Source organism: uncultured Microbulbifer sp. (genome assembly GCF_913055755.1).
Taxonomy (GTDB): Bacteria; Pseudomonadota; Gammaproteobacteria; order Pseudomonadales; family Cellvibrionaceae; genus Microbulbifer.
Map to the genome: position 1 here is coordinate 17,292 of NZ_CAJXKH010000007.1, position 20,523 is coordinate 37,814.

The 20,523-nt window shown below is 56.2% G+C and carries 20 protein-coding genes; 11 read left to right on the forward strand and 9 right to left on the reverse strand.

Annotation, left to right across the window (positions count from 1 at the left end; translation table 11 throughout):
* Positions 1-214: 214 nt before the first annotated feature.
* Positions 215-1,789, forward strand: coding sequence for a S8 family serine peptidase (locus QZ511_RS02740; RefSeq protein ID WP_295798589.1), 1,575 nt, complete (start codon positions 215-217; stop codon positions 1,787-1,789).
* A 173-nt stretch (positions 1,790-1,962) separates the two neighbouring features.
* Entirely contained in the window at positions 1,963-2,361 is a 399-nt protein-coding gene (locus QZ511_RS02745) for a globin (protein WP_295798591.1), read from the forward strand.
* Between the two features lie 94 nt (positions 2,362-2,455).
* Here QZ511_RS02745 and QZ511_RS02750 read toward each other — a convergent pair whose 3' ends face one another.
* From QZ511_RS02750 to QZ511_RS02760, 3 genes are all read right to left on the reverse strand, one after another.
* Complete coding sequence (locus QZ511_RS02750; RefSeq protein WP_295798596.1) at positions 2,456-2,839, reverse strand: hypothetical protein; 384 nt, start codon at positions 2,837-2,839, stop codon at positions 2,456-2,458.
* A 199-nt stretch (positions 2,840-3,038) separates the two neighbouring features.
* Positions 3,039-3,458: a hypothetical protein gene (locus tag QZ511_RS02755; RefSeq protein ID WP_295798599.1), complete on the reverse strand. Its 420-nt coding sequence runs from the start codon at positions 3,456-3,458 to the stop codon at positions 3,039-3,041.
* 20 nt (positions 3,459-3,478) lie between these two features.
* Positions 3,479-4,372, reverse strand: coding sequence for an SPFH domain-containing protein (locus tag QZ511_RS02760; RefSeq protein WP_295798602.1), 894 nt, complete (start codon positions 4,370-4,372; stop codon positions 3,479-3,481).
* 131 nt (positions 4,373-4,503) lie between these two features.
* On the opposite strand from QZ511_RS02760, the gene QZ511_RS02765 reads away from it, so the two are divergent.
* Together QZ511_RS02765 and QZ511_RS02770 are read left to right on the forward strand one after the other, a co-directional pair.
* Positions 4,504-4,734, forward strand: coding sequence for a DUF350 domain-containing protein (locus QZ511_RS02765; RefSeq protein ID WP_295798605.1), 231 nt, complete (start codon positions 4,504-4,506; stop codon positions 4,732-4,734).
* Between the two features lie 10 nt (positions 4,735-4,744).
* The gene (locus QZ511_RS02770; RefSeq protein ID WP_295798607.1) at positions 4,745-5,554 is read left to right on the forward strand and encodes a transglutaminase domain-containing protein; all 810 of its coding nucleotides are present in this window, start codon (positions 4,745-4,747) and stop codon (positions 5,552-5,554) included.
* Between the two features lie 103 nt (positions 5,555-5,657).
* On the opposite strand, the gene QZ511_RS02775 is transcribed toward QZ511_RS02770, so the two are convergent.
* Positions 5,658-8,048 carry a zinc-dependent metalloprotease gene (locus QZ511_RS02775; protein ID WP_295798609.1) on the reverse strand — a complete coding sequence of 797 codons (2,391 nt, stop codon included), beginning with the start codon at positions 8,046-8,048 and terminating at the stop codon, positions 5,658-5,660.
* A 322-nt stretch (positions 8,049-8,370) separates the two neighbouring features.
* Here QZ511_RS02775 and QZ511_RS02780 point away from each other — a divergent pair, with 322 nt between their 5' ends.
* On the forward strand, positions 8,371-9,189 hold the full coding sequence (locus tag QZ511_RS02780; RefSeq protein ID WP_295798611.1) for a sulfite exporter TauE/SafE family protein: 819 nt from the start codon (positions 8,371-8,373) through the stop codon (positions 9,187-9,189).
* A 77-nt stretch (positions 9,190-9,266) separates the two neighbouring features.
* On the forward strand, positions 9,267-10,400 hold the full coding sequence (locus QZ511_RS02785; RefSeq protein ID WP_295798613.1) for a histidinol-phosphate transaminase: 1,134 nt from the start codon (positions 9,267-9,269) through the stop codon (positions 10,398-10,400).
* A 176-nt stretch (positions 10,401-10,576) separates the two neighbouring features.
* Here QZ511_RS02785 and QZ511_RS02790 read toward each other — a convergent pair whose 3' ends face one another.
* Positions 10,577-13,162, reverse strand: coding sequence for a TonB-dependent siderophore receptor (locus QZ511_RS02790; protein ID WP_295798615.1), 2,586 nt, complete (start codon positions 13,160-13,162; stop codon positions 10,577-10,579).
* A gap of 289 nt (positions 13,163-13,451) precedes the next feature.
* On the opposite strand from QZ511_RS02790, the gene QZ511_RS02795 reads away from it, so the two are divergent.
* Positions 13,452-14,267 carry a DUF2884 family protein gene (locus QZ511_RS02795; protein WP_295798618.1) on the forward strand — a complete coding sequence of 272 codons (816 nt, stop codon included), beginning with the start codon at positions 13,452-13,454 and terminating at the stop codon, positions 14,265-14,267.
* A 133-nt stretch (positions 14,268-14,400) separates the two neighbouring features.
* Here the strand turns inward: QZ511_RS02795 and QZ511_RS02800 are convergent, their stop codons facing one another.
* Positions 14,401-14,916, reverse strand: coding sequence for a peroxiredoxin (locus QZ511_RS02800; protein ID WP_295798620.1), 516 nt, complete (start codon positions 14,914-14,916; stop codon positions 14,401-14,403).
* Between the two features lie 454 nt (positions 14,917-15,370).
* Here QZ511_RS02800 and QZ511_RS02805 point away from each other — a divergent pair, with 454 nt between their 5' ends.
* From QZ511_RS02805 to QZ511_RS02815, 3 genes are read left to right on the forward strand one after another with little or no spacing between them, the layout of a single operon-like run.
* Positions 15,371-16,702 (forward strand): ATP-binding protein, encoded by a 1,332-nt coding sequence (locus tag QZ511_RS02805; protein ID WP_295798623.1) that lies wholly within the window; start codon positions 15,371-15,373, stop codon positions 16,700-16,702.
* A gap of 13 nt (positions 16,703-16,715) precedes the next feature.
* Complete coding sequence (locus tag QZ511_RS02810; protein ID WP_295798627.1) at positions 16,716-17,207, forward strand: hypothetical protein; 492 nt, start codon at positions 16,716-16,718, stop codon at positions 17,205-17,207.
* Positions 17,195-18,133 (forward strand): tetratricopeptide repeat protein, encoded by a 939-nt coding sequence (locus QZ511_RS02815; RefSeq protein ID WP_295798629.1) that lies wholly within the window; start codon positions 17,195-17,197, stop codon positions 18,131-18,133. Before QZ511_RS02810 ends, QZ511_RS02815 begins: the two co-directional genes overlap by 13 nt.
* Before the next feature lie 159 nt (positions 18,134-18,292).
* Here QZ511_RS02815 and QZ511_RS02820 read toward each other — a convergent pair whose 3' ends face one another.
* A complete protein-coding gene (locus QZ511_RS02820; RefSeq protein ID WP_295798632.1) occupies positions 18,293-18,985 on the reverse strand; it encodes a transposase in 693 nt (230 codons plus the stop codon).
* A 104-nt stretch (positions 18,986-19,089) separates the two neighbouring features.
* Between QZ511_RS02820 and QZ511_RS02825 the strand changes: the two genes are divergently transcribed.
* Entirely contained in the window at positions 19,090-19,431 is a 342-nt protein-coding gene (locus QZ511_RS02825) for a helix-turn-helix transcriptional regulator (protein WP_295798706.1), read from the forward strand.
* Between the two features lie 63 nt (positions 19,432-19,494).
* Here QZ511_RS02825 and QZ511_RS02830 read toward each other — a convergent pair whose 3' ends face one another.
* On the reverse strand, positions 19,495-20,046 hold the full coding sequence (locus tag QZ511_RS02830) for a hypothetical protein (RefSeq protein WP_295798634.1): 552 nt from the start codon (positions 20,044-20,046) through the stop codon (positions 19,495-19,497).
* On the reverse strand, positions 19,997-20,506 hold the full coding sequence (locus QZ511_RS02835) for a hypothetical protein (protein WP_295798635.1): 510 nt from the start codon (positions 20,504-20,506) through the stop codon (positions 19,997-19,999). Before QZ511_RS02835 ends, QZ511_RS02830 begins: the two co-directional genes overlap by 50 nt.
* Positions 20,507-20,523: the final 17 nt, after the last annotated feature.

The following is a 20,523-nucleotide window of genomic DNA, read 5'->3' on the forward strand; positions in this document are numbered from 1 at the left end:
ACCCCCTCCAGCACTTTGTCGCGCCATCCATCTTGCAAAACAGTTTTTGCACACCAATACGCACTACTTGCAGCGCGCAATTGGTACGCCGTGAAAAGCTGCTAGATTTTCCCCACCGGCTGTACGCCTGTACTCATTGTGGACAGGCTGCCGCCAACAATAACTACACACTCAACAATAAGAAGTACCAGCCCAAACTGGAGCAATAAAAGAGATGAATAAAAGACTTCCAATCCTGCTCGCCAGCACCCTGGCCCTGGCCATTTCCACCCAGGCCAGCGCCGCCGACGATCGCTACATCATCAAATTCAAGGAGGGCAAAGGCCCCGCGGTAAAAGCGATGATGGAAAACAATGGCGGCCGCTCGGCACTGGCGCTGGAAAAGCGCAACGCCATGGCAGCCAACCTGCCGGCCAAAGCGCTTAACGCCCTGCGCAACAACCCCAATGTGGATTACGTGGAGCAGGACGTTAAACGCTACCCGATGGCCGAGACCGTCCCCTTCGGTATCCCCATGGTACAGGCGGACCAGGTCATTGATGCCATGGCCGGCAACCAGACCGTATGTATCATCGACTCCGGTTACGATATCGCCCACGAGGACCTGTCCGGCAACAACGTTACCGGTAGCTTCGATTCCGGTACCGGCAACTGGTACACCGATGAAAACCACCACGGCACCCATGTGGCCGGCACTATCGCCGCCATCAGTAACGGGGTGGGCGTGGTTGGTGTGAATCCCAACGGCAACCTCAAGCTGCATATCGTCAAGGTGTTCGGCGCGGACGGCTGGGCCTACTCCTCTTCACTGGTCGCCGCGGCCGACGAGTGCGCCAGCAACGGGGCCAGCGTGATCAATATGAGCCTTGGCGGCACCTTCAAGTCCCGCACCGAGGACCAGGCGTTTGCCGACCTCTATGCCAACCAGAACATCCTCTCCATCGCAGCGGCCGGTAACGACGGCAACACCCGTCACTCCTATCCCGCCTCCTACGACTCCGTGGTGTCTGTTGCCGCCATCGACAGCAACAAGGTTGTGGCCGACTTTTCCCAGCAAACTGATCAGGTCGAGCTTTCTGGCCCGGGGGTAGATGTACTGTCTTCCGTGCCCGTGGGCGCGGGCCTCTCCACCACCCTCACTGTAGGTGGCAACGCCATCGAGGCGAGCGGAATGGAGGACAGCCCGATGGGTACCGGTTCCGGCGCGCTTGTGGATTGTGGACTGGGGGAATCCACCTGTGCCGATGCCACCGGCAAGGTGTGCCTGATTTCCCGCGGCAATATCAGCTTTGCGGAAAAGGTACAGGCCTGTGAAGCGGGCGGCGGTGTAGCCGCGGTGGTCTACAACAACGAACCCGGCATGCTGTTCGGCACAATGGGGGGCGTTGCAACCGGCATCCCGTCCGCCGGTATTTCCGATACCGATGGCGCGGCCCTGCTTGGCCAACTGGGCGCCAGCACCACGCTTGCGATCGAGGCCAGCGACTACGCCTACTACAACGGCACCTCCATGGCCACGCCGCATGTTGCCGGGGTAACCGCGCTGGTATGGAGCCACTTCCCCAGCTGTACCGCCAGCGAAATCCGCGCGGCCCTGGACAACACCGCAGAAGACCTGGGCGCGGCGGGCCGCGACAATGCTTACGGCTACGGCCTGGTCCAGGCCAAAGATGCGGTGGACTACCTCACAGCCAATGGCTGCGGCGGTAGCTCCGGCGGCAGCAGCTCCGGCGGCAGTAGCGGTGGCGGCAGCGGCAAGCCCTGCAAAGGTAAAAACTGCACAAAGTGATCACTTTCCACGCAAAAACCTACTGAAAAGGGGGGGGCTTATGGCCCCCTTTTTCTTCCCTCCGTCCCGGAAATTGATTTAAATCAATTTTGCCCTGCCCGCCATCAGTAGAATCCGCCGTCACCTGCGTTCTATGCCACGCAGTGACAACGATAGCTTGGGGAGTACAGGCAATGGGAAATGCCGACAGCGATATCGTGTTTCAGAGTTACGGCCGCTGCTGCAACAATGAAAGCTTTTTTATCGACTTCTACGACCGATTTATGGGCAGCTCCGAGGAAATCCGGAACCTGTTCAAGGACACGGACATGCCCGCACAGCGCCACCTGCTGCGCAACGGCATCATGCAACTGGTACTGCATTCCCGCGGCATGCCGGATACCAAGCTGAGGGCACTGGGGGAAAGTCACTCCCGCAATGGCTACGGTATTCGCCCCGACTGGTACGGACTGTGGCTGGACGCCCTGCTGGCGACCCTGCGCCACTACGATCCGGAATTTGATGAAGAGACCGCGCTCGCGTGGCGCCGGGCCATCGAGCCCGGTATCGAGCTGATACGCGGTGCCTACTGACCGGCGTAAAGGCACTCGCCGCGAATAGAACTCGCTGCAAATAAAAAGGGCTTGCCGGTAACCCGGCAAGCCCTTTTTATTCGTCAATTATTGATTACTGCTGCAGGTCAGTAATACAACGGTTGTACTCCTGAATATAAACCTCACTGCCCCTGTTGGGTACAGCATTAGATTTATCCGCAGCGGCGTTACGACAACCTTCAATCTGGTCACCGGTCAGGTTAGTCGCAGGCACAGTCTGGCTGCGCTGAGACATGTGTGCTGCCCGGTCACGATGGGCCTGCACGGTAGGTTGCGGAACCTGATAGAACTGGCCGGTTTCCTCGTTGAACTGATAAAAGTTATCGCCACTGTGCCAATAGGTCTTACCCATGATCTGAACCGTTTCGGCACCCGGAGGCAGTTGCTGCAGGGTATCACCTGCCAGGGCAACGCCAGACATGGATAACAGCAGTATTAATGAAGCCAAGTAACGCATAGGAGTTCCTCCTCTTCAGATGTGCCACGAAGTCTATTCAGAGAGAAGTTGGCTCCCAACTGCATATTTCAGAAAATTTTTTCGGGTAAAAGTGGATGTCAATATTGCGTTTTTCCCACCCGTACATTGCGAAGATAAATGCCAGAAAACCGACAGGAAAAACTCATTTAAGACCACCTTAACCAGCATCCAGGGGAAATTATTCCTCCCCCAATAATGCCTGCTGATCCGATTTCTGGGCTTCGCGCAACTCTTGCAGGTGCTCGCTGCTTTCCTCTGCACTCTCCCGCGCCGGCGCCAGGTTCTGGACTTCACCACTCTCTCCGGTTAACGCGCGCTCGGTTGCCTCCTGCTCGTCACTGTAGTCCGGCGCCAGTACCAGCTTCGGGCCATTGCTGTTGAAACCGATCAGCACCCAGATAAAAAACAGCAGGCACAGAAAGCGGATCACCAGCGTGCGATCCAGCAACCAGTGCAATCCCTCACCGTGACTGCGCAGAAAGCGTACCCGCAGAAAAATATTCACAAACAGCAGCACACAGGCAGCCATGACCACCCAGGTGGAGAGACCGCCGAGAGCGGTCATCAGCCAGTTGGCAATCTGAGAATTGAACTCCATCAATCGGTCTCCCCTGTTGATCAACGCTTGCGTGCAACCTGCTTCATCTGGTCGCTGAACACCGCCTGCTGCAGGCCGATGGTACCCAGTGCCTCCACCGGCACAAACACCTTGTTCTCGGACTCGGCCATACGGTCTAGCACTTCCAGGGTGCGATAGGCGAGGTACTTGTCGGTAACGGACTTCGCCAGCAGGTCATTCACCTCTTTCTGTCCCATGGCCTTTTCCCGGGCGATGGCGCGGTTCATTTTTTCCCGCTCCAGGTCGCGTTCCATCTGGATCTTCTGGATTTCGAACTGCGCCTTTTCCTGCTCGATCAGCTCGCGGCGCTCGGCAGCGCGCTCCTTGGCCTCGGTAATCACTTTCGGGAACTGCACATCCGCAATACCCAGGCGCTTGATCTTGATCGGGGTTCCATCCAGGGAGGTGGTCACCGCCGCGAACAGTTCCTGGCTCAGCATCTCGCGGCTGGAGGCAATTTCATTGATGGAGTACTTGGCGATTACCCGGCGTACCACATCGCGAATCACCGGCTGCGCATAGGTGTTGTACACCTGGCTCACCGAGATATTGTTCTGGGTCGGCGGCACCTTGTCGAAAATATTGTCGATGTACTTGTCGTTCACGGTACCGGTCATGCGGATATCAAAACTCATATTGAGCTGGTCCTTGGGCATGAACAGTTTGAACTTTTCCAGGTGGCCAAAATCCGCGGTGGCCAGGGTCACCAGCTTGTCGCAGTAAAACAGGCAGGGATCCAGACGGAATTTGGACGGTGGTACCGTATTCGGCTTGTAGCCATTCTTGGTCAGTATCTTGCCCACATGTGCCGGCGGCACTTCCACGCGATCACCACAGGCAACCAGGCCCATAACGGCGGCCACCACCAGCAGCTTTGACAATTTAGACAGCATCAGACTTCCCTTCTCGGTCGAAAAACAGCGGTTACCTTAGGGAGACATTCCCCGGGAGACAAGTGGCAGGGGGAAAATCGCCGTCTGCTGTGCTCTAATTGCACCCTCTCGAATAACAATGGACTGCTAACGTGCAATCGGAATTCCTTACTGCAACGCTGTTTAATCTCGGCCTCAACCTTCTGTATACGCTGCTCGCACTGCTGATTGGCATGCTCGCGCTGATCTTGATCGACAAGAAGCTGCTCAAGCACGTCAACATCGAGGAAGAACTGAAAAACGGCAATATTGCCGTGGCTATTTTTGCCTCCACCATCCTGGTGTTTGTGGCCCTGATCATTTCCTTCGGGCTCAAGGGCTGAGGGCTTCCCCATGCGCATCCTGCTCGCCGGTATCCTGCTCGGGGTCTTGTTGACGCTACCGGAGCTGTTACAGCAGCATAAACAGGCGCGTGTTGAAAACGCCCTGGCGGTGCAACAGCGCATGGCTGCCGCCGCGACAGAGCAGGCCCTAAAAGACAACCAGCGGGGTAGCGTGGTGGTGAACGGCAGCGGCGCCCCGCTGACGGAATCCATGGTGCAGCGGGCTGTGGGCAAGCGCACAGTGGAAGAAAGCGGTTATATCTCGGTGTGGAACTGGCAGGGTATCGAGAATGTTACCGCCTCCGCCCGCGGGCTCGACCAGTTGCATCACTTCGCCAACAGCTACCTGGTGGGCTTCCAGCCGTTCGAAACCGAGTCCCTGTGGGTGCCGCTCTATACCCTGGCCATTCGCAAGGAATACCAGTACGACCACCTGCAGTATGCCGGTCTCGCCGATATCTGGCAGACCTCGCGCCAGGCCTATTTCCAGAAGCGCGGCGACTGTGAAGACCACGCGATCCTGCTGGCCGACTGGCTGATCAACCTGGGAGTCGATGCGCGGGTAGCCCTCGGCACCCACAAGGGCCAGGGGCACGCCTGGGTAGTGGCGATTGTGGACGACACCGAATACCTGCTGGAAGCCACCAGTAAACGCCGCCAGTCCAGCTGGCAGGCAATGCCGCTGGCTGCACTGGCGGAAGGCTACGAGGTAGAGTTCCAGTTCAACCGCGACTACTTCTGGGCCAAGACCACCTCCGCCCCCACACGCACCTATCGCGGCAACCACTGGATACGCAAATCCCAGTTTATACGCGGCTAACCTTCCCAATTCAGGCCTCGACGGCACCCGGTTTCGCAAATCCGCATAAAAAAATGCCGGGCAGCTGACTGCCCGGCATTTTTTATATGTTTGAAAATCCGTCTCAGATCGGCGATCCCGGCGGCATTGCCTTCAGGTCCCCCGCCTTGACTTCCAGCTTGCCATCGCGGAACGCCGCGATGCGATTGGCCTCGTGGAAATAGTGCGCGTTGTAACCCTGGGAGTCATCCCCGAACAATTTCATCTCGCCAATGGCGTGCTGGAATTTTGCCAGCTCGAAGTCGGCGCGGGCGCGGGCGGACTCCGGCGCTTTGCTGTTAGCTGCCAGCAGCATCAAGTGATGAATGTAGACGTGGTTCACCCGCTGGTGAATTGCCGCCTCCAGGCCTTCATAGTCCCAGCGCTGCAACGCCTGCTCCGTGAGCTGGGCGAGGAGAGCCGCGAACCCCGGACCTTCGCCCCGTCGCGCACGCTGCTCCTGCAGGCGCGCGGCGCGCTCCGGATCGAGCAAGATGGAATAGGTATGGCCCGCGGCCGCTTCCGCCATCGCAATACCGTCAAACGCGACCCCGGTGTAAGCGGCAAAACTCTCGTTGGTGCGGCTATAGCCGTAAGATTTCGGCGGCAACAGTTTCAGCACCCGCTCCGGCAGGGTCAGAAATTCCGGCCGCAGGGTGCCGGCCAGCGCATCGATTGCCGCTTGCTGTTTTTCCGCTGCCACCATGGTATAGCTTTCCGGCTCGGCATCGTTGTACAGGTAGTCGTAATCCAGGCCACCGATCAGTTTGCCCACGGCTTCCGCCTGATAGCGATGCCCGTAGTAGACCGGCACCAGGGTTTCGTCGAGGGAGGAGCGCGGCATGTCCGGCAGGTTGGCCGCGGCGCTGAAGTTGTCCAGTGCGTGGCGGCGCAGTCCGGTCATGCGCGCAAACTCCTCCAGCACATCGCCGCCGTTGTCCCACAGGTGGGATACCGCATGGGCGTTGTTGATCGCGCGGGAATCCGGGTCGGAGATAAAGCGCAGTTTTTTCTGCTCTGCCGCGTCGATCACCCCGGCGAGGAAACCTTCCTCGTCGTTCTCTGCAACACCGTAACCGTACTGGATGGCGAGTTTGTCCCAGTCACCGATTCCGTTGGCGTAGGCCTGATCGACATCCAGATTCCCGCTTTCCAGTGAAACCAGCGGTGCCGGATAATCCATTACCGAGGCGCGCCCTGCCGTACTGGTGACAAAGTTATGTGCCAATCCCAGGGTGTGCCCTACCTCGTGGGCCGACAGCTGGCGAATGCGCGCCAGTGCCATTGCCTTGAGGTTTTCGGTATCCGCTTCCTTGTCCGCAAAAGGCTGCAGCAAGCCCTGGGCAATCAGCAGGTCCTGGCGTACCCGTAGCGAGCCCAGGGTCACATTGCCCTTGAGGATTTCCCCGGTGCGCGGATCGTAAATCGAATAGCCGTAGGACCAGCCACGGGTCGAGCGGTGTACCCAGTTGATCACGTTGTAACGGATATCCAGTGGGTCCGCATCTTCCGGCAGTACCTTTACCTGGAACGCGCCCTTGAAGCCCGCCGCGGCAAACGCCTGGTCCCACCAGCTGGCGCCCTCGATCAGCGCACTGCGCACCGGTTCCGGCACGCCGGCATCCACGTAGTAAACGATGGGCTCTACCACCTCGTCACTGCCCGGCTTTTTCTGCAGGCGGTGGCGGAAGATCAGGCGCTGATCCATAGGCTGGTCAATGGCGGTCGCATAGTCGCGATAGGTCAGCGGGAAATAGCCGCTGCGGCTGTGGAACCGGCGCGGCTGGTAGTCCGCGTCCGGCAGTTCCACCAGCGAGATATGCTGGCGCAGGGTCACCAGGTTTGGCGTCGGCACCACTTCCTTCAGGTATTTGCCGGGCTCGCTGCCGGCAAAGGTCAGCTGCGCCTCAAATTCGGTATTTTTCGGGAAGCTCTTGGTGCGCGGCAGGTAGACCGCGGATTTGGAATCATCCAAGGTGTAGCTGCCCTGCTCGGTGTCCTTGAGACGCTGGGCGATGCCGTGCTGGTCGCTGAGGAGGAAGGGGGTGAAGTTCACCAGCACAGCACCGCTTTCCTCGGCGACCACATCAAACCCCCAGAGCACCGAAGACGCGAAGGCCTCTGCCACCGCGCGGCGCTCGGCCGCGCTGTCGGACAGTGCCCGGTACTTGAGGTTTTCCTGGTGCAGCAGCACCTTGTTGCCGACGCGCTCGAACTTCACCACGCGGCTTTCACCGGCCTGGTTGCGGTCGAGCCCCACCGGGTTTGAACCCAGCCCCTGGGCGAGACCGGTGAGCAACAACAGCTCCCGGTCGAACTGGTCGATTTCCAGCAGTATCCGGCCTTTACCGGCGTCCCAGTAAAAATCGAAATAACCCGGCTGCTTTTCCATCCCGGTAGTGGCGGCACTGATGGTTTCCGCCTGTATCGGCAGACTGACCATCAGCAGCGTGACGAGCATAAGTCGTTTGAACATATTCTCCCCCGATAACGGTTCTTATTTGTTTTCGCGTACACAGATTACCATCATGGCGCAGGCGACAAATATTCTCGAGGGTTTTCTGCCCTTTCCCCGCACACCCTCACTTTCACTGTTCTATAAGCGGGCTTTCCACTCTGTTGCAACGGGATTGCGCACCCCAATGGCATCCAAATAGTTGATCGCACCCATTCAGTTCACCGCCGCCCAGCTTCCGTTCGGCGCTGCGCCCAAACACAGTGCGCGCTTTGGCACAGTTAATGCTTTTCCCTGTATATCCAGCAATGTGCTGACTCAATGACGAGTTACGGGGGAATGTATGAGTCTCGAAGAAGTATCACTGTTTATCCTGTTGCTGTGCGCAGCAGGCCTGATTGCCGGAATCACGGCGGGACTCTTCGGCAACGGCGGCGGCTTTGTCGTCGTGCCGGCGCTTCTGGCGGTATTCCCCTTTCTCCACAGTGCTTCCGATGAAATGATGCGGGTGGCCGTGGGCACATCCCTCGCCTCCATCGTGATTTCTTCGGCGCGTTCGGTGCAGGCACACAGCAAGCGGGGGGCGGTAGACTTCAAGGTCCTCAGGGACTGGTCAATCTGGATCGTACTGGGAGTCGGTGCGGGCCTGTATATCGCGTCGTTTACCGACAGCAAAAGCCTGATCTATGTATTTGCCGCCGGGGTACTGGTCTACTCGATCTATTTCCTGTTTCCCAACCTGTTTGACGGTCTCAAAGGCAAACTGGATATGCCCACCGGTATCGCCCGCGCCGGACTGGCGAGCTTCCTCGGTGGTTTTTCCTCACTGCTCGGTATAGGCGGCGGCACAATTACGGTGATGACCATGGTGCTGTGTAACCGTCCCGCGCACCAGGCGGTGGCAACGGCATCCGGCATCGGCTTTCTGATCGGGCTCCCCGGCGCCATTGGCTTCCTCATTATGGGGCTCGGCGCACCAGATCTGCCCATGGGTTCGATCGGCTACATCAATATTCCCGCGCTGATCGCCATCTCCATTTTTTCCATCATTTCCGCCCCAATCGGCGCACGCTGGGCACACAGCCTGGATGAACTACATCTCAAGCGCCTGTTTGGGCTGTACCTGATTGCTGTTTCCGTCGCCATGTTTGCCAAGGCATAAAAAGAAATCGTGAAAACGGTTTCCTCTTTTCATTCCGACACGCTGAAAACCAGGAGAACACAATAATGCATAAATCAATGAGTAGAAGGTTGTTCCTGCAGGGGACAACCGCAGCATTTTCCGCTGCCGCCATGGGTGCGGCTGCATCTGTATCCGCGAAGGAAATGGTGCGCCCGACGCCCCTGTATGGGCCGCCCCCCGGCGTGGCCAAACTGAACGCCAACGAAAACCCCTACGGCCCCAGCCCTGCCGCCCTCAAGGCGATGATGCAGGCCAGCCAAAAAGGCGCGTATTACGTATACGACAGTGTGATGCGCCTGAAAACCATGATCGCCGAACGCCACGGCCTGACACCGGACCACATTGCGCTGGGCTCCGGCTCCAGTGCCGGGCTGGTAGCTGCCGCCATTGTGGCAGCACACAAGGGCAGTATCCTGGGTCCCGATCTGTTCTGGGATACCACCGCCAAGGTGGTAGAAGTCCAGAATATCGGCGAGATCAAACGTCTGCCGAAACTGGACTCCCTCGCCATCGATCTCGATGCCATGTACGCGGCGATCGACGACTCGGTCTCCATGGTGCAGGTCACCAACCCCAACAACCCGACCGGCATGCTGATTGACCCGGTGGCGATGCGCAATTTCTGTATCAAGGCGTCAAAAAAGTGCACCGTACTTGCGGATGAGGCCTATAACGAGCTGACCGATAACGGCGACGCCAACTCGGTTATCCCCCTGATAAAACAGGGACATGACGTCATCGTCGCGCGCACCTTCTCCAAGATTTACGGCCTCGCTGGTATGCGCGTGGGCTATCTGATCGCCCAGCCGGAAAAGATCCAGGAAATGCAGCGCTACGGCATTGGCTGGTACGGCCTCAACCAGGCGGGTCTCGCCGGCGCCATCGCCAGCTATGAAGACCACAAGTTCATGGATTACAGCCGCGCCAAGGTCAAGGAAGCCCGGGAAATGGTTTCCGCGGCGGTCAAGGAAAACGGGCTGACTGCACTACCCTCCGTAACCAACTTTATGTTCGTCAACCTCGGCGATCTCAATGCGGAAACCTTCCGCGCAGAGATGGAAAAAGAAAACGTACTGATCCGTGGTATCTACCGCGATTACACCAACTGGTCGCGGGTAAGCATGGGCTACCTGGAAGATGTGGAGAAGTACACTTCCGCACTGCCCAAGGTACTGCACAGAATGAGCTGAATTCGAACTTCAATTTCCGTTGTAGTCGCTCCAACTGGCCAGCTCTGCTGGCCTTTTTTGTATCCGAAATTTACCTGACATCCTATACAAGGCCACCGGTGACACAGGCAAAAAAATCCCCGCAGAGCGGGGATCAATTTTTGTAGAAGACCTCTATAGGTGTTTATCAGGGGTCATTAGAAATTGTGGTTCAGACTCATGTAGTAGAAACTGCCCTGCCAATCAACCACGGTATCGGACGGGTAGCGGGCGCCACAGCAATAGTCACCGAGCTGGTCCAGTTCCGGATACTCGTCGAAGATATTGCGGCCACCGAGGCTGACATTGGTGGACTCGGTAATGTGGTATTTACCCTCCAGGTCCACCTGCACAACCGGATCAAACTCCTGTACATTGCCAGCGTCGAAGTTCTCGTAGCTGCCATACCAGTTGGCGCGCGCCATCAGTGCAACCGGCCCGATTTCGTGCATGGCAGTCACTGCGCCACGCAGTTTCGGCTGGAAGTTTTCGAAGTCGTACTGGTCTTCCTCATTCAGGTATTCACTGGGATCGGAGGCAAACTCGGACTTGTTGTAGTTCAGTGACGCGGTGATATTGGTTACCTGAGTGTCGGACCAGGCCAGCGGGTAAGTCGCTACCACGTCCACACCCTCGGTGGTGGTATCGAAGGCATTGGTGAAGTAGAAAACCCCACCGATGGATTCGGCACCGACCACACCGGCACCAACCAGCGCCAGGTAGTTGTCGTAGGCGGCACCGCTGCCACTGTCCGCGGATACATCCAGGGTAGAGATGGCGTAGGTGCGGTCGTCCACATCGATGCGGTAGAAGTCTACCGTCATGCTCAGCTTGTCGAAGTCCGCGGTAAAGCCGAAAGTAAAGTTTGTGGAGGTTTCCGGCTTCAGCGCTTCCGCCCCCAGGGCTTGCGCCACGTCACTGCTGGCCGGGAACAGACCGGTCGCTACCGGGAAGCCATTGGGCAGGCGGGTGGAAACGTTGGTGGTGCCCTGCTGGCCCGGTGTTGGTGCGCGGAAACCGGTACCAACGGATGCGCGCATGCCGATGGCATCGGTAATGTCGTACTGCATCGCCAGCTTGCCTACCAGTTCCGAGTCGAAATCGGAGTAGTCTTCGTAGCGCACCGCGCCCTGTACAAACAGCTGGTCGGTCAGGTCTGTACTCAGGTCACCGTAGACCGCGTAGGAGTCGCGCGAATAGTTACCGCTGTATTCCGGAGAATAGCCGGGGAAGCCGTTGGAGCCCACACCCACCACGGTATACACCGGATCGTCGGCGTTGGCACAGTCGAGGCTGGAGCCTCCGGCGATTGCCGCCATCCCCGCGCTGGTGGCGGTACCGTCGGCGTTACAGAAGCCCCAGGGGTCCTGGGTGGCATAGGGGCCCGCCTCGAACGATGCCGGGTCACCGCCGGTCAACTCATAGGATTCATCCATATAGCTGAGGCCGAAGGCGGCGATCACCGGGCTGTTCAGGCCCATCTGCAGTTCCTTGGAGAAATCCGCCTGCAGCTGCATTTCCTCATTGGCCAGGGTACCCGGCTTGAATGAGGTCGGGCTGTCGGGGCCCATGGAGGGGTTGACGGTATTGGCCAGCGAGTAGGCGATTTCAGAGAGACCGTAACGGGCACTCAAGTCATAGGTGAGCCCGGAAGTCATTTCGCCCTTGAGTCCGGTCGCGAAGGAGGTATCGGTCACTTCACCACTGAAACGCGGGGTAAAGCCGCCGGGGAATTTTTCCAGCGGGTTGTAGATGGAACCGTCTTCCGTGCGCAGGTCCTCGATGGTGCCGTTATTCGGATAGCGGTAATAGAAGCCGCCATCCGCCTCGCTTTCGGAGTAGTTACCGAATGCGTACAACTCCATTCCATCACCGAGGTCATAGCCGGCGTTGAAGAAGATACGCGCCGCCTCGGAATTGGGCTGCCCCCAGGGCTGCACCACATCGCCTTCGAGCGATGCATTCTGGGTCGCGGCCATAAAGTCGGGATCTTCGGTATAGGCCGCATACCAGGCTTCACTGTCGTAAATGGGATTGTCTTTGTCGAGACAGAACCAGCTGCCGCAGTACTGTTCCGCACGGGAAGTAAAGTCGGCCTGCGACACTTCGCCGGAAATGCTCAGGAAGCCGTCGCTGCCCAGCGGCATACCCACGTTACCGGTAGCGGTGGTCTGGAAACCGTCGCCCTCACTGTACTCGCCGGTGCGCACACTGAAGGAACCCCCCTCGGCATTGTCCTTGAGGATGAAGTTGATTACGCCGGCAATGGCATCGGAACCGTACTGGGCAGCCGCACCATCGCGCAGCACCTCGACAGATTTCAGCGCCGAGCTGGGAATGGTGGCGATATCCGGCCCCTGGGTTCCGGAACCGCCGATCTGCACCAGTGCAGCGCGGTGACGCCGTTTGGAGTTCACCAGTACCAGGGTTTTGTCGGTGGGCATGCCACGCAACTGCGCCGGGCGGATAAAGGTGCCGCCGTCACTGATCGGCTGACGGGTCACATTATAGGAAGGCACCAGGGTTTTGAGCACATCGTTGGTATCGGTATAGGAAACCGATTCCAGCGCCTCGCTGCCGAACACGTCCACCGGTACCGGTGAGTCGGATACCGAGCGCGGCTTGCCCCGCACGCCGGTCACCGCAACCTCTTCAATTTCCTCCGCCACTGCCGGTAATACCGGCGCAACCATAGTTCCGGCGATAACCGCCATCACAGCACAACTCAGAGCTTTACGCTTCATACTCTTCCCCACTCGTCTTTGAACAATTGCCATAACCATTATTTTTTTCAGGCAAAAGCGTCCCGTACTGCGCTCCACGAGGGTTCGCAGGTAATATGTCTTTAGTACTTCGGGTGCTTTTGCTGCAGAGAAACCGCGACTGCGTTACTGGGTAGGGAGCAATAAGTGTGCCAGCTCTCCAACCGCCCCCCACTGCGGCCCCTGGAAAACTTTTTTCAGCAAGGTGCATCCAAAGCCCGAAGCGGCGGCGTCACAGCCATATCGATACAGAAAATTTGTAGACAACCCTATGAAACAAGCCTTGCTTCTCTTCTCAGCCCTGACATTGGCGGCACCGATAGCGGCCACTGCCGCGGAGATCAACCTGACCACCGACGAGAACAGCCAGTGCTCGCTGGACCTGAACCACAACACCCGTGTGAGTGCAGAATTCTTCGAGGTGATGCACGACGACGACAAACAAACCCTGCGCTACGACGCAAACAAGCCCCGGGAACTGCAGGTCAACGACCGCGTAGTGCCCCTGAATGCAGCGCAGCAGAACCAATTGGAGGCGTATCACGCAGGCCTGTTGCAGTCCGGGCGTGACATTACCCGCATCGCCATCGACGCAGTGGATATCGCCATGGAAGGTGTGGGCATCGCCCTCACCACCCTTGCCGGCGCCGACCACCCGGATGCGGTGGAATTCCGCCAGGCGGCGGATGAAATGCGCCTGGCTACCCGCGAGCGTCTGCAGGCTCAGGAAGGCGTTTACGTACTGGGCGATAACTGGGACGAGGAAGCGGGAGAGGACATAGAGCGCACCATCGAGGAGATCGTGGAGCGGGAACTGGAACCGCGGATTGAAAAGATCGCACTGGAATCCGCCGGCACCATCACCTGGCACGCATTAAAAGCAGTATTCACTGGCGGTGCCAGTATCGAACGCGACGCGGAACAAGCCGCAGAAGCTGCCGAGGAGATCCTGGAGGCGCGTGCGGAACACCTGGAGTCTCGGGCGGAAAACCTGTGCCACAACCTGACGGTAATGGACACCATCGAAACCGACCTGCAGCAGGACATCCCGGAACTGAAGGATTTTGACCTGATCGAGCTGGATTGAGATACCGGCCGAGCAATCAGGAGGATTGCTTCAGATCGACATTTTCTCTACCCCCCTAGAGGAAGACCCCCTAGAAGTACCCCCCAAGGGTTCGGCCGCTACCAGCGGCCGTTTTTTTGGGGTCCCGGCAGAGCTATTTTTTCGCAACACCCAGCTCGCCCAGGGTGCTGGCGATATCTTCCGCGCTGGTGGCGGGCTTGATATCACTGTCCACCTTCAGCACATTGCCGTCCTTGCCGATATAGATGGTTACCCGCTTGGCCACATTCAACAGCGGCATCTTCACATCGTAGGCTGCAGCCACCTCACCACCCGGATCGCTCAGCAGTGGGAAATCGGCCTTGTACTGCTTGGCAAACTTCTCGTTCACCTCCACTTCATCGGTGCTGGCCATAAAATAGGCCACATCATATTCGCGAATCAGATGCCCCTTTTCCGCCAGCGACTTGCACTCGATGGTGCAGCCCTTGGTAAAGGCTTTCGGGTACCAGGCGATAACCACCGCCTGCTTGCCGCGGAAATCCGCCAGGGAATAGGTTTTGCCATCCGACGCGGTGAGGGAAAACTCGGGAGCCGGCTTGCCCACTTCCAGCGCAAAGCCGGGTAACGCTATTGCCAGCAGGGCCACCAGTAAGAACAGCTTTCTCATTTCTCTTCTCCAGATATTGTTAAAAAGGCGCAAAACCAAAATTAGCCCAAGCCCCATGGAATCACCTGTCACACACCCGACAGTCAACACTTGAACTTGGGCAACCTCAGTATTCTATGCTAAATTCCAGCGAGCTAAATATTGCCCCATGCGAAATCCAGACATTTTGTATACGAAGTGTATACATAAAATAATGGTATGGGGCAGTCTCCATACAAAGAATAAAAAATGCGCATTCACCTTTATGGCCGAGACGGTCTACACGCACTATTCGCGGCAGGCTTTCCTGCTTTTGTAACAGGGCACGCAGATACTTTGCCAGTTACGGCCAGCATTGTTGTGTTCTTAACCATATTTACTGGCTACCTTACCTGCTGCGCGCTAATTCGCCACCACCGCACCGAGCGCAGCACATCTGAAACGACCAATATATCGGCAGACCTGGATTCGCACCATGGATGAAACCCTTATTCGCGGTTTGGAAACGGCTCTTTCCGCGTCACCGGATAACCTCGCGCTACGTATGGCGCTAGTGCGGGCACTGACGGCTGCAAACTCCATTAATACCGCAGCTGGCTATCTGGACTCCCTGACCGGTGAGCAGCTAGCGGATGAGGAGCAATTACTCGCCGCAGAGGTCATGCAGAAACTCGGCAAGGATCAACACGCACTGGACTTTCTCGTATCAAACAACTGCCATGTGTTGCTGGAGCGCGCCCGAATCCTTGCAAAAATGGGCGATATGAATGAAGCCAAATCCGCTTATGCCGCCGCAACCGGGCTCAACTCCACACTGGAAGATCCTCAACTGGCTGCGCAGCTGAATGCCCGCAGCATTGAAACCCATAACGGGTCCAGGCTCAGGGTAATTTCCAACGACAATACCACCGCAACTGAGTTGAACCGCATATTACAGCCAGAAAGTGAAGCGATTACATTTTCTGATATTGGTGGACTGGAAGTTGTCAAAAAGCAAATCAATAAAAAAATTATTCTCCCGTATCAAAAACCGTCACTATTTTCTAAATTTCGCAAAAAAATTGGCGGTGGCATTCTGCTGTATGGACCACCGGGGTGCGGAAAAACCATGCTAGCCAGAGCTACCGCCGGAGAGTGCAACGCCGCTTTCTTCAATGTGGTTATCTCCGATATCCTGGACATGTATATCGGCGAGTCAGAAAGCAAGCTGCACGCTGTCTTTGAGCAAGCACGTCGCAGCAGCCCGGCAGTCATTTTTTTTGATGAAGTGGAAGCCCTCGCCGCCAAGCGTGAGCACACCAGGGAGGCCACATCCTCCAAACTGGTAAGCCAGTTCCTGGCAGAATTGGACGGCTTCGCCCAGGATAATCACGGCGTGTTGGTTCTGGCGGCCACGAACGTGCCCTGGGCGCTGGACCCGGCCTTCCGGCGTCCGGGACGTTTCGATCGCATACAGTTCGTGCCTCCACCTGATGCCGAGGCCAGAACAGAGATTCTAAAAAGCCAATTATTCGGGCGTCCGGGGGGCGAGACTATTGATGTCGCCAAGATAGCGAAATTAACCTCGGGATTTTCCGGGGCGGACCTTGCCAATCTTGTGGAATCTGCAGTCGATGAAGCCATTGACGAGTCAATTGAATCGGGTTCCGAGCAGTCACTCTGCAATACGCACTTGCTGCAAGCCTTGAAGCAAGTGAAGCCGACTACTGTGGAATGGCTGACGACTGCACGAAACTATGCGCGCTACGCCAATGAGGCCGGCCAGTACAACGAAGTACTCGGTTTCCTCAAGAAACACGGAAAATAAACAGGAAATAACGATGGCTAGCCACAGCGCGACCATGTACCAGATTATTGATGAGCCGCGGCCCGGTGCGTTAACGCGATTGGCAGTGAATCCCTTCTGGCCACTACTGGGATTCATGTTCGGAGGTGCATTCTTTAGCTGGGTTTGGTCGTTAATCAACAGTTTGGCCCTGGGCAGCCCGACGCGGCTGCGAGAGCTGTTCGCCATTCTATGTGGTTTTGTGGGCTACTTCCTGTTGCTCTTTGCGATGAGCTTTCTGATCAACCTGCAGGTGTTCGAGGGACTTACCCATCAGTACACCCGTATCCTATTGGTGGGGTTTTCGCTAATTCCCAGCTACTACGTATACCTCCGACAGAGCGCCGCCTATGAACTTTTTGAGTATTTCGGCGGAAAGGCCCTGAACGGCATTCCCATACTGCTAGCCGGCTATTTTGTTGGTAGTAAATTCCAACTGGCAGTGCTTACGGCAGTGATAAACGGGGTGTCACTATGGACCCGATAAACAATGCCGTTGCCAGACTGATCGAAAAAGCGCACCGCCAATCCAATTACGGCGACGTGAATTCGGCAATTGACACACTGCGTGAAGCGCTGTCGATTGAGCCAGACAACGGCTATCTACACAGCTACCTGGCCGTCAATCTGGTCTCGGCGCGGCGCCTGGCTGCCGCACACCATGAAGCGTGTACTGGTCTGAGTATGGAACCGGAGGACCCCTTCGCACACTACGCTCTCGGCTTGAGCTTAACGGCGAAGATGCAATTGAAAAAAGCGGCTGACAGCTACCGGAATTGTCTGGCTCTGGACCCGGAGTTTGCAGCCGCATACCTTGCACTGGCCCAGGTCCAGTCACTTCTCGGACAGCGACCAGCGGCACTGGAAAACCTTCTAAAAGCGCTGGAGCTGGAACCGGAGGATACGGATACAATTGCCGCTTTGGGACAATGGCATCTGAGTGGCGGCGATCTGAAAGAGGCCAAGCACCACGCCGAAAACGCCCTGGCAATTGAGCCTCAACATCAGGAATCACTGGTATTGATGGGACATATTCTGCTGCGGGAAAACAGGGTAGAAGAGGCCCGGGAGCACGCAATCTGGGCTCTGCAGATGGATGCCAGTGACGAACAGGCGCTCTATCTTCTGTCATCGATCAAGGCCCGAAAAAGCGTCCTTTTCGGTCTCTGGTTCCGCCTCAATTCATGGATTGCCGCCGGAGAGGGGACCCGTACAACCCTGCTGCTGGTGGTAGGCTACCTGATATTTCAGCTGACCTCCCAGGTGCTGGAGGATACCGGAAACGGCCAGTGGGCCTCGCTGGTAAACTATGCCTGGCTGGCACTGGTCCTCTACTCCTGGGTAGGCCCGGCCTGGTTCCACAAAAAAGTGGAAGAGGAAATCAAGACGGTCACGCTTAAACCCAGCTACTAGCCGTTCGAGCGGACATAAGATTTTTCCGCTCTCTCGCTAACTAGGTTATTTGGGGTCAGTGTGCCACTACAGGTCATTCCCTTACTGCCAAGATTTATGGCGTTACATGTATTTGGGGTCAGAGTAAATCTATAGCGTCATATGCTTCGGTCGAATTAGCTACCCACCCGCTAATCGAGGTCGACCGACCTTACCTTCAGTGACTCTCCGATTGAACATCTGTTCAACTTGCTCCTTGAAACTGCTGGAACCAAGCGCGAGCCCCTTATTCGTAGCGGCTGTTATCTCATCCACAGTAGGCCGCTCCAAATGCGCATCAAATAGTGCCCGATAACGCGCTCGTCGCTGCTTCGGGTATCGTCCCAACTTCAAATACTCGGGATGGGCTGTCAGTATCGAAGAAGATTTCCCCAAGGCATTCGCGGAATAACTAGACCAGAAATAATCTGAAGGGTGATGCACCATACCGGCTCGAACCGGGTTGAGCTCTATATAGCGGTAGCATTCCAGAAGGTAGGTTTCCGACTGCACCAGGCATGACCTGTAGCGCCCTTCCCAAAGCGTACCGGTCCGCCTGTAGGTACGATTGAAGTAGCGAACATACATTCGACCAAGCGATTGCATCATCCGTGCTATCCCATCATCGGTTTCCGGTGTCGCCAACAGATGCACGTGATTGGTCATAAACACCCAGGCATGAATCTTAACTCGGTGCTGCTGCGAGTATTCCCTTAGCCAGCCGGCATAAGCAACAAAGTCGTCCTCACAACAGAAACACACTTGCCGATTATTCCCTCTCTGAATCAGGTGCTGCGGAATACCGGCTGGCGTCAGGCGGGGTAGTCTTGCCATGATTTCCTCCTTGAAATCACAGCAACGAGATTAGAGGGTTTTAAATCTATCTATGTGCGATACGGTGACAATATTTTACTCTGACCCCAATATTTAACGAGAACCTGGCCGACTTTGGCAAGCGCCTGGCGCAGTTGCGCAAGGCTGCCGGCTATACCCAGAAGGAACTGGCCGAGGAGATCGGCGCGACGCGGCGGGTCATCGCCTATTACGAGACCGAGAGCGAACACCCACCGGCCAACCTGCTGGTAGACTTGGCTCAGGCCCTCAAGGTCAGCACGGACGAGCTGCTCGGCGTCAAGCCGGTGAAGAAGGTCAGCCAGCCGGATTCCAGATTGCTGCGGCGGATGCAGCAGATTGAGAAGTTGGACGCCGCCACCAAGCGGCAGGTGATTCAGGTGATCGATACGTTTATCGAGAATGCCAAGCTCAAGAAGCAGGCTTGAGAGTCTATAACGACAAAGCCCCGGCAGATTGCTCTGCCGGGGCTTTGGTAGTTTTGGTAAATCTCATCCGGGATTACACGAAGAGATTTTGAGCACGTCCGTATTGCGGTATACCTTCCGGCTCACCCCATCCTTGCCAAATACAAATGTAACCTGGTTTTGCTGCCATCTGTATTTAGGCTGATCATCTGTACCTACATTAATTCTGGCTTGATCCCCATACCAAAGGCAAACGGAAAACTCTGACACACTCGCCTTTTCTATTGGTTCCGTTACCTGTATCGATAAAGATCGAATGTTCGGGTTTACTATGCCTTCCGTGATTTTCTCAGACAAAAGCCCACTTGAAAGACCAGAGTCAACCCAAAGCCTTAATTTCTTATCATCTGTTTCTTTTGCCTTGACTTCTATATTTCCAAGGCTTTCGTGATATGCCTCAATGGATAAAAATCTCCAATCTATGGGGTAAGGTTCATTAGCAACAGATTTTGTAGCCAAAGTAATGGCAACAAATAAAAATCCACTTTTTAAGAAACCTTTATCACGAGTTGCACCCGGCACAAACCTATCTAACATAAACTTTTGCCCACCTGTCATTGCCACCATACTTTGCATGGTAATCGTTTGAGGATGGTAGCGGGCGACCCGCATTCTTCGCCGCATACCAGTCAGACCGCCAATCAGGTCCTCTAAACCTATAAATACCCGTGTCGTTCATTAAATACCGGTTATGCTTCCAGGCTTTATTCTTATACATATCTTCCGCACTCCAGAAATTGCTGGTTTGGTGCGTATGAATGTCCCTTGGGCTACTGGCATTGTTATAGAAAAGCGTACCAGCATTACTTAAATACCACTTTTCTCCGTCAAGCCTATAGTTGAAACTTATTTCAATATCGTATTTGTTAGCGATTGAAAAAATATTTTCGTATGCGTATTCCAGGCCAGCCCCTTCGCTATCAAAACCTTTGGCGGCCCCTTCCATAGCCAAACCAATTTCAGAGCGGATTTCAGTTTGCTGCTTTTCAGTAAACCTATCAGGTCCTAACTGCCCATCAGCCCGGTAATCATTCAAATAATTGCCAGAATCTA